The organism is Streptomyces blattellae (genome assembly GCF_009709555.1).
Taxonomy (GTDB): Bacteria; Actinomycetota; Actinomycetes; order Streptomycetales; family Streptomycetaceae; genus Streptomyces; species Streptomyces blattellae.
Genome location: NZ_WJBG01000243.1, coordinates 1 through 8,516 on the forward strand (window position 1 = coordinate 1; position 8,516 = coordinate 8,516).

Genomic DNA, 8,516 nt, shown 5'->3' on the forward strand with positions numbered 1-8,516 from the left:
TCGATTCGGGTCACGTTCCCGAACCGGCATTACGATCCCAGGCTCGGTGCCGATATCTGGCACCGCAATCTGGACCTGTACCTGCACGCCGACTCGGTCGGGCTGGACGTGATGGTCAACGAGCACCACGCCACCCCGTCCTGCATCGACTCGGCCCTGGCGGTCATCTCCGGGGCGCTGGCGCGGCAGACGACGGACGCGCGGATCCTGCAGCTGGGCAACCCGGTCGCCAACCGGCGCGACCCGGTGCGCATCGCGGAGGAGACCGCGCTGGTCGACGTGCTGTCGCGGGGCCGCCTGGAAGTCGGCATGATCCGAGGTGTTCCCTACGAGGTCATCCCGGCCAACTCCCACCCGGTCGGCACGAATGAGCGGATGTGGGAGGCGCACGACCTGATCAAGGCGGCGTGGACCTCGCACGACGGTCCGTTCAACTACGAGAGCGAGAACTTCCAGTTCCGCAACGTCAACATCTTCCCGCGGCCGTATCAGGACCCGCATCCGCCGATCTGGTTCGTGGCGATGAGTCCGGGCACGAACGTGAAGCTCGCCGAGTACGGGTATGTGTCCGCCAGTTTCCTGCTGGGGTATGACACGCGGCCGTTGTTCGACGTCTACCGCAAGCAGTGGCGTGAGCTGGGCCGTCCCGGCGAGGCGCCCATGGACAGGTTCGCCCTGATGGCCCTGGTCTACTGCGCCGACACCGAGGCCGCGGCACGGAGCGGCGCCGAGAAGCTCGGCTGGTACCTCACGGGGCCCACCCACCAGGTGGCTCCGCAATTCAACAGCCCCCCGGGATACAACAGCGTCGAGGCGACCGTCCGTGCGCTCCGCCAGCGAGCCGCCGGGCAGTCCGTGGCCGGGAACCTCGACCTCGACTCCCTGAACAAGCGGGGCACGCTCATCTACGGGACCCCCGACAGCGTCTACGAGCAACTCCTCAGCCTCTACAAGGCAGTCGGCTTCGGCAATCTCCTCCTCCATGGCCACGCCGGCCACATGGAGTACGAGGAGACCTCACGGAGCCTCACCCTCCTGGCACAGGAGGTCCTGCCCCGCCTCAGGGAAGCCGAGCGCAACACCGAACTCCTCGACGCCTCGATCGCGGGGAGCGCGCGATGACACTCAGGGCTGAGCAGGGCTCCGTGATGGGCGGGTACCGGACCTTCGATCCCCATTCACACGATGCCTACCGGCATGTGCTCGGTCGGGTGCCGACGAGCGTCGCCATCGTGACCAGCATGCACGCCGACGAACCCGTCGGCGTGTCGGTGGGATCGTTCTCGTCCGTCTCGATGGATCCGCCGCTCGTGGGGTTCTTCATCGCCAAGAGCTCGACGACCTGGCCGTTCATCGAGCCGACAGGCGGCTTCTGCGTGAGCGTCCTGAGCTCGGCTCAGCAAGGGCTCTCGCGGCTCTTCGCCACCCGAGGCGCAGACAAGTTCGCCGGATGCACCTGGCGCGCGAGCGAAGCGGGGCGCCCCATCATCGACGGGTCCGTCGCCTGGATGGAGTGCGCCATCGAATCGATATCGCCGGCCGGAGACCACCAGCTCGTCCTCGGTCGAGTCGAATCCATGGGTGCTGTCGACGATGCCGATCCGCTGACCTTCCTCGGCGGCCGTTACGGGCGCATCGGAGCACTCGCCGACCACTCCCCGAGTGAGTCCTGGGACTGAACGAACCCGACCGGGAAGCACACAACTTCGTACAGCGAGTCAGTCATGAACGTTGAGATCAGGCAGTGCCGGATGGCGACGACGCCGACGGGGGCCAACCCGCCCGGCCCCCGGCTCGCCGAGGTGGCGGCGTCGGTACCCCCTCAGCTGAAGGCCGGAGCGGTTCTCGTCCCTCCGGGTGCTGAAGCGCGGTGGCCGACGCCGGTTGCCGCGGCCCGGCGGCCCGAGCGGAAGCGCCGTCCGGCCTGCTCGGGGTCTGGGCACAACGAACTGCCGCCGAGATCTGAACCACCGCGGAGAGTCCCCCGGACGCGTTCAGTCCTACGCGGCCCCTGGAGGACCCGATGATCACTGCGTACGCCTGGCCTCCAAGGACCAGTGACCGATTCGCCCTGGCGGATGCCTACGTCAATCTCCTCGATTGGCCGCTGTACATCGGCTCAGAACGCGTCCTGCTGGAAGCGGCGGAGGCGTCCTTCGACCACAGTCCGCATACCAGGTTGACGGCCGCGTGCTCCTCCTTTGACGGCGTGTCCGTCCCGCGCGCAGCGGCCATGGACGCTCTGATCCGGCTCGAACGGAATCATGGGGACGGGGGGACGCCGCCCGTGCCCTGCGTGCTGTTCGGCGACCGCGGTACGTTCCTCGCGGCAGCCGGTACCGCAGAGAGACTCAGCGACCTCGCCGGCGTCGAGGTCGTATCCGGGCCCGAGGCGCACATCGTCCTTCCACCGACAAGCGGTGCCCACTGGGACACCCCGCCGTGGAGCCCCGTTGAGAGGGAGCCTCTGGCGCTGCCCGGCGCGGAAGTCCTCAGACCGCCCCTCCGCGACGGTATGCGGCTGTGGGCTGGACGCCAGCCCTCGTCCGACGCCCGGTTGGATGCCGAGGGGCCCGGCAAGCCATGGCGCTTGCCCACCAGATCACCGTGATCGACCTGGCCTCGCGGGGTGTCCACGCTGTTCCGCGCGTGCACGCCTTGTCACGGCGGCGATCCCACGTTCGCTGACCCTGGTCATGGCGCCGCCGACGGCCACGACCTGCGCGGCCACGCGCCGTCTGGGACGACGAATCTCGCGTGCCGACTGGACCTGGTCCCTCGCCGGTCGTCGGTTACGCGATGGCCGATCATCACCGCACGGCCCGGCCTCAGGCGCGTCGACGTGCCGAGGACGGCTTACGGTCGGGGCGGTCACGGCGTATGGATGGGCATCCACATCGGCTGAACGCTGTCGGCAGTTCGTGCAGGCGGTCTTTGCGGTGTCGTCTGAACTCCGACTGGCCCGGCGACCGTCCGATCCGAGACTCGCTCCAGACGCCTGATGGGATCTCCTCCCGGCTCTCGGCCGGCATCCGCGGCGGGTCTCCGCGGATGGCCCCGACCGCAGGCGCGTCACGCGCCGTCCGACTTTCCGGCCATCCACGGATCCGGTCGGCGGAACGGACTCGGGATCGTCGCGCCCTAGGAGGGTCGGGGTGAACCCAGGAGTCTCAGCATGTCGAGGATGGCTCCGTTCGTCTGTTCGACCGGGCGGCGCTTGGGGTCGATTCCCCACATCCGCACGTCGCCGTCCGTGACTGCGGCAAGCAGAAGCGCGAGCTTCTCGACGTCGACATCAGAGCGCAGGCTGCCGTCGTCCACCGCTTCGGAGATGCATCGCGTGAGGAACTCCAGCTTGCGGTCCTCGATCTCAAGGACCGTCGGCCTGCTCCGCTTGGCGACAATGGCCTGGGCGCCGAGAACCATAAGCAGGCGCGCGACCTGGGGCCGCTCCCGGAAGAATCGGCTACGTTCCTCCAGGTATGTGCGCAGCGCCGAAATGCCTGTCAGGTCGTCGGACTGCTGGAAGACCTGCATGACCTCCGAGCTCACCTGATCGATGACGGCGCGAAGGATTCCTTCTTTCGAGCCGAAGTGGTGGAAGAGCAATGCGCGGCTGACGCCGGCGGCCTCAGAGATCTGCGCGATCGTGCTGTTGTAGCCGTGCTCTGCGAAGAGTTCCAGCGCGGCGTCGATGATGCGCTCGACCGAGGGAGCGCTGCTGAGTTCCCGGGCACCAGTTCGGTCGTACTTCTCCGTGTTGGCCATCGCTGTCCTCATTGTTTGAATGGTCGAACACTGGGATCGATGGTCGACATCGACCCGCCCTGGTCCGCGGTGCTTGACGATGCGGTCATGAAACTCCGACCTCAGCATGCGAGGCAACTCCGGATGCTGAGGAAGTTAGACTAGCGGTCCAATCGACTGACGCGACACGCCGTCTGGAGTGCGGTGCTCAGACCCGGCCTGGTGGCGCGCGGTACGAGGCCGTCTCTGGCCGAGAGCATCGCTTGGGTCGTGCATCCCCGTCGGCTCCCGCATGCGAGCCGACGGGGATGGCTCTGTTCAGCCGTCGATATAGGCCTTGTCGAAGTAGATCAAAGCGTCCTGCGACAGCTTGATGCCGTGGACCTCGTCGCTGACCCCGATGAAGTTGTCGGTGCCGCCGAAGACGACAGCGGGGATCGTCTCGTTCCAGAGGGCCTGGATGTCGTCCATTGCCTTCTGGCGGGCGGGCAGGTCGGGGGCCGCCTGCAGAGCCGAGATCGCGGCGTCCAATTCGGGATCGGAGTAGCCGCTCACGTTGGCGCCGCCGCCGGTTCCGACGGCGGCCGACAACCGCATCGACGGGTCGGCGTCAGAAAGCGACAAGCCTCGCGAGATGATGTCGAAGTCGCCCTGCTGAATCCGCTGGCCGAATTGGGCGCCCGTTACCGTCTCGACCGTCACGGTTATGCCGGAGGCTTCCGCCGACTCCTTGACCGCCGCGCAGACGAGCTGGATTTCCTGGCCGTTCACGCACGGCATGTCGAGATTGCCGTCCCAGCCGTTGGCCTTCGCCTCCGCTACCAGTTCCCTCGCCCTGACGGGGTCCGTCGCGGGCCCCTGGGCGCCGTCGTAGAGGATGGAATCCTTGTAGATCAGGGCGCTGGTGGGAGTGCCGTAGCCGTTCTTGGCGAGCTGGTCGATCGCCTCGGGGTCGAGCGCGGCCGCCAGCGCCTGACGCACCAGGGGATCGGCCGTCGCGCGCCCGGGCGCGTGGTTGACGGTGACGGCGTGGCCGGCGTTGTCGAGCGTGTGGAAGCCCTCGACTCCGTCCTGCTCGGCCTGCGCGATCACCTCCGGGCCGCGCATGAAGGCCAGCTGGATGTCCCCGGCCTTGTATGCGTCGTAGGTGTCCTGGGTGGTGGCGCCGCCCGCGGCGAAGCGCAGCGTCTGAATGCACACCGGCCCGCCCCACCAGTTGTCCTTGGCCTTCAGCACCAACTCTCCGCCGGGTGTGAACTGCTCCACCTCGTAAGGACCGACACCGGCGCCGAGGGGGTTGACGCTGAACTGGTCACCCTGTGCCTCGACCACCTCCGGGTCGGTGACCATTCCCGGAGCGCTGGCGAGCAGGGACGGGAACCTGGCCCACGACTCGTCGAGGTGGAAGACCAGCGTCCGCTCGTTCACCACGTCCATGGTCTTCACCTCCTGGGCCTCCCGAATCATCGAGGAACGGTTCGCCGGGTCCTGGTGGCGCGCGAAGCTCTGCTTGACCGCTTCGGCGGTCAGCGGGTTCCCGTTGCCGAATGTGACCGTGTCGCGCAGCTTCAAGGTCCACTGGGTGAAGTCGGCGTTCGGCGTCAGCGACCGCGCCACCACCGGGACGTACGTGTCGTTCTGCGTGTCGTACCGGACAAGCGTGTCGTAGAGCGCGTTGACCTCGATGCCGCCGCTGCTGCCGGAACCCTGGCTCCGCACCGGGTCGAGCGCACTGACCGGGGTTTGCACCCCCATTGCCAGATCGCCGCCGACGCGATCCGTCGTGCATCCCCCCGAAGCGCCGCCGCTCGACGTCAGTGCGTCAGCCTCGGCATCTCCGCCGTCGCCACCCCACACGACGATCAGGCCGCCGAGCGCCATCGCGACAGTCGTCCGTGTCAGCCTTCGTCCCACCTTCATCTTTCGCCCTCTCCCTTGAAGACTGTGACGTGCCATGAGATCGAGACCCCGTCCACGCAGGGCGCGTCACGCCAGCCCTGACTGACTGGCCAGTCGAGATGAGTCAGAGTAGCAACAGGGAGGTCGGTGTGGACTCCGGGGTGATGTGGCGGTTCTTCCGCCACGGCGGCACCGGTGGCTGACGGCGGGGTCGAACTGCTGGGACGCGGTCAACGCCTGGCCGGACGGGATCAGGCTCGCATCCTGTCACGCGGCACCCGGCGAACCCGTCGCCGTACCGCGAATCTCCGGTGAAGACCCCCGCCGGCACTGGAGTCGGCGGGGGTGGCTCTCGTCAGCTGTCGATATAGGCCTTGTCGAAGTAGAGCAGGGCGTACTGCGACTGCTCGATGCCGTGGAGGCTGTCGTCGATCGCGACGAAATTCTCGTTGGCGCCGTACACGGCGGCGGGGAGCGTCTCGTTCCAGACGGTCTGGATGTCGGTCAGCGCGGCTTGGCGTGCCGCCAGGTCGGGGGCCTCGCGCAAGGCTGCGATTGCGGCGTCCATGTCGGGATCGGCGTAGCCGCCCACGTTGAGGCCGCCGCCGGTTCCGATGGCGGCCGACAACCGCACCGACGGGTCGGCGTCGGAGAGCGGCAAGCCCCACGACGCGATCTCGAAGTTGTGGTTGATCTGCACCTCCTCGATGTATTCCGTGACCTGCTTCGGCTCGATCGTGACGGTCATACCGGCGGCCTCCGCCTGCGCCTTGATCGCCAGGCAGATGTTGTTGTTCTCCTCGTTGGCCTGACACGGCATGTCGAGGTGGCCGTCCCAGCCGTTGGCCTTCGCCTGCTCGACCAGGTCGGCCGCCCGTGCGGAGTCGGGCTGCGTGCCTTTGTCCCCGTTGTAGAGGACCGAGTCCTCATGGATCAGGGCGGTGGTGGTGAGTCCTTGGCCGCCCAGTGCCCGCTCGTTGACCACCTCGGGGTCGAGCGCGGCCGCCACCGCCTGCCGCACCAGGGGATCGGCCGTCGGCCCGCTCTCGTGGTTGAAGAGGAGGACGTATCCGGAGTTGTCGAGCGTGGAGACGCCCTCGACCCCGTCCTCCTTGGCTTGCGCGATCACCTCCGGGCCGCGCATGAAGGCCAGTTGGGTGTCCCCGTTCCTGAACGCGTCGTAGGTGGGCTGGGTACCGTTGGCCGAGACGAATCGCAGCGTCTCGATGCAGACGGGGCCGCCCCACCAGTCGTCCTTGGCCTTCAGCACCAACTCCTCGCCGGGCGCGTAGCGGTCAAGCTCGTAGGGGCCGACGCCGCCGCCCGTGGGGTCGGTGTTGAAGTCCTCACCCTGCTCCTCGACCACCGCCGGGCTGGTGATCATTCCCGGCAGGCCGGCGAGCAGGAACGGGAACCGGGCCCACGTCTTGTCGAGGTGGAAGACCAGCGTCAGCGGGTCGACCACCTCCATCTCCGTCACCGCCATTGCCTCCCGTTGCACACTGGAACGGTTCGCCGGGTCCTGATGGCGCGCGAAGCTCTCCTTGACCACCTCCGCGGTCAGCGGATCCCCGTTGCCGAACGTCACCTCCTCGCGCAGCTCCAAGGTCCACTCGGTGAAGTCGGCGTCGGGCTCAAGCGACTTGGCCACCACCGGGACGTACTCGTCGTTCTCGGGGTCGTACCGGACAAGCGTGTCGTAGAGCGCGATGGCCTCGGTGCCGCCGTTGATGCCCGTGCCGAGGTTCTTGACCGGGTCGAGTGCACTGACCGGCGTTCCCATCCCCAGCGTCGCCTCGCCGCCGACACGATCCTGGGTGCATTCCGCGCTCGCCGGTGATCCGCCGGCCTCGTCATCCGCGCCATCGCTGCTACTGCACGCCACGACCAGGCTGCCGACCATCATCGCGACCACTACTCGTCCTGCCAGTCCTGGCCTTCGCGCTCGTCCCACCCTCATCCTTGATCCTCTCCGTGAAGACGTGAAGACCTGTCAGGCGGCAACGGCTCCGAAACCGCCATTACAGGGCGCGTCACGCTATTCCTGACTGATCGGTCAGTCAAGCAGTTTGGCGGGGCGCGTCAAGGGCCTGGACCGGATCCCCGTGCGCGGCATCGCCTGGTCCACGGTCTAGACTGATCGGCCAGTCAGCCGGTACGGTCGCTGACATGACGACTTCAGAGCTGGGTGGCGCGCGGGTGCGTGATCTGGATGTGCGGGGTGTTCCGTTGCAGGTGACGGAGGTGGGTGAGGGGCCGCCGTTGTTGTTTCTGCATGGGTTGCACGGGCTGGATGCGGGGGCTGAGTGGGTCGGGATGCTGGCGGAGCGGTTTCGGGTGGTGCTGCCGTTGCATCCGGGGTTCGGGTTGAGTGCGCGTGAGCCGTGGTGCAGGTCGGTGCACGATCTGGCGTATCTGTATCTGGATCTGCTGGAGGAGCTGGATCTGGCCGGGGTGCATCTGGTGGGTTCGTCGTTCGGTGGGTGGGTGGCTGCCCAGATGGCGGTGCGTTCGCAGGAGCGGCTGTCGGATGTGGTGTTGGTGGATCCGGTGGGGATCAAGGTGGGGGATCGGTGGACGCGTGATATCGCGGACATCTTCGCGCTGGATGCTGCTGAGGTGTTGCGGCGTACGTATCGGGTGCCGCCTGCGCCGTTGGATGTGAATGCGCTGTCGGATGAGGAGTTGACGGTGCATTTGCGGAATCGGGAGGCGAGTGCGGTGTATGGCTGGGAGCCGTACATGTACAGCCCGGGGCTGCGGCGGGAGCTGGGGCGGGTGAGGGTTCCCTGTCTGCTGGTGTGGGGTGCTGGTGACGGCATCGTGACGGTGGATTACGGGCGGGCGTTCCAGGCGTCGGTGCCGGGTGC

The 8,516-nt window shown here is 67.4% G+C and carries 7 protein-coding genes; 4 read left to right on the plus strand and 3 right to left on the minus strand.

Annotated elements, in window-relative coordinates; translation table 11 throughout:
* The 3 genes from GFH49_RS35855 to GFH49_RS35865 form a co-directional block, all read left to right on the plus strand.
* Positions 1 to 1,122: LLM class flavin-dependent oxidoreductase (locus GFH49_RS35855; protein ID WP_155060236.1), on the plus strand; the 1,122-nt coding region annotated here is incomplete at its 5' end.
* The gene (locus tag GFH49_RS35860; RefSeq protein WP_230396689.1) at positions 1,119 to 1,679 is read left to right on the plus strand and encodes a flavin reductase family protein; all 561 of its coding nucleotides are present in this window, start codon (positions 1,119 to 1,121) and stop codon (positions 1,677 to 1,679) included. The genes GFH49_RS35855 and GFH49_RS35860, both read left to right, overlap by 4 nt.
* A gap of 344 nt (positions 1,680 to 2,023) precedes the next feature.
* Complete coding sequence (locus GFH49_RS35865; RefSeq protein WP_155060237.1) at positions 2,024 to 2,611, plus strand: hypothetical protein; 588 nt, start codon at positions 2,024 to 2,026, stop codon at positions 2,609 to 2,611.
* A 530-nt stretch (positions 2,612 to 3,141) separates the two neighbouring features.
* On the opposite strand, the gene GFH49_RS35870 is transcribed toward GFH49_RS35865, so the two are convergent.
* The 3 genes from GFH49_RS35870 to GFH49_RS35880 form a co-directional block, all read right to left on the minus strand.
* Positions 3,142 to 3,768, minus strand: a complete 627-nt coding sequence (locus GFH49_RS35870; protein WP_196218241.1) for a TetR/AcrR family transcriptional regulator — start codon at positions 3,766 to 3,768, stop codon at positions 3,142 to 3,144.
* Between the two features lie 297 nt (positions 3,769 to 4,065).
* The gene (locus GFH49_RS35875) at positions 4,066 to 5,628 is read right to left on the minus strand and encodes an ABC transporter substrate-binding protein (RefSeq protein WP_196218242.1); all 1,563 of its coding nucleotides are present in this window, start codon (positions 5,626 to 5,628) and stop codon (positions 4,066 to 4,068) included.
* 373 nt (positions 5,629 to 6,001) lie between these two features.
* Positions 6,002 to 7,552, minus strand: a complete 1,551-nt coding sequence (locus GFH49_RS35880; protein ID WP_230396690.1) for an ABC transporter substrate-binding protein — start codon at positions 7,550 to 7,552, stop codon at positions 6,002 to 6,004.
* 263 nt (positions 7,553 to 7,815) lie between these two features.
* Here GFH49_RS35880 and GFH49_RS35885 point away from each other — a divergent pair.
* On the plus strand, positions 7,816 to 8,516 hold a 701-nt coding region (locus tag GFH49_RS35885; protein WP_155060241.1), incomplete at its 3' end, for an alpha/beta fold hydrolase.

What these genes read in the sequence shown, in the direction of transcription:
- GFH49_RS35860 (WP_230396689.1), top strand. Translation starts at nt 1,119, where the DNA reads ATGACACTCAGGGCTGAGCAGGGCTCCGTGATGGGCGGGTACCGGACC.
- GFH49_RS35865 (WP_155060237.1), top strand. Translation starts at nt 2,024, where the DNA reads ATGATCACTGCGTACGCCTGGCCTCCAAGGACCAGTGACCGATTCGCC.
- GFH49_RS35870 (WP_196218241.1), bottom strand. Translation starts at nt 3,768, where the DNA reads ATGGCCAACACGGAGAAGTACGACCGAACTGGTGCCCGGGAACTCAGC.
- GFH49_RS35875 (WP_196218242.1), bottom strand. Translation starts at nt 5,628, where the DNA reads ATGGCGCTCGGCGGCCTGATCGTCGTGTGGGGTGGCGACGGCGGAGAT.
- GFH49_RS35880 (WP_230396690.1), bottom strand. Translation starts at nt 7,552, where the DNA reads ATGATGGTCGGCAGCCTGGTCGTGGCGTGCAGTAGCAGCGATGGCGCG.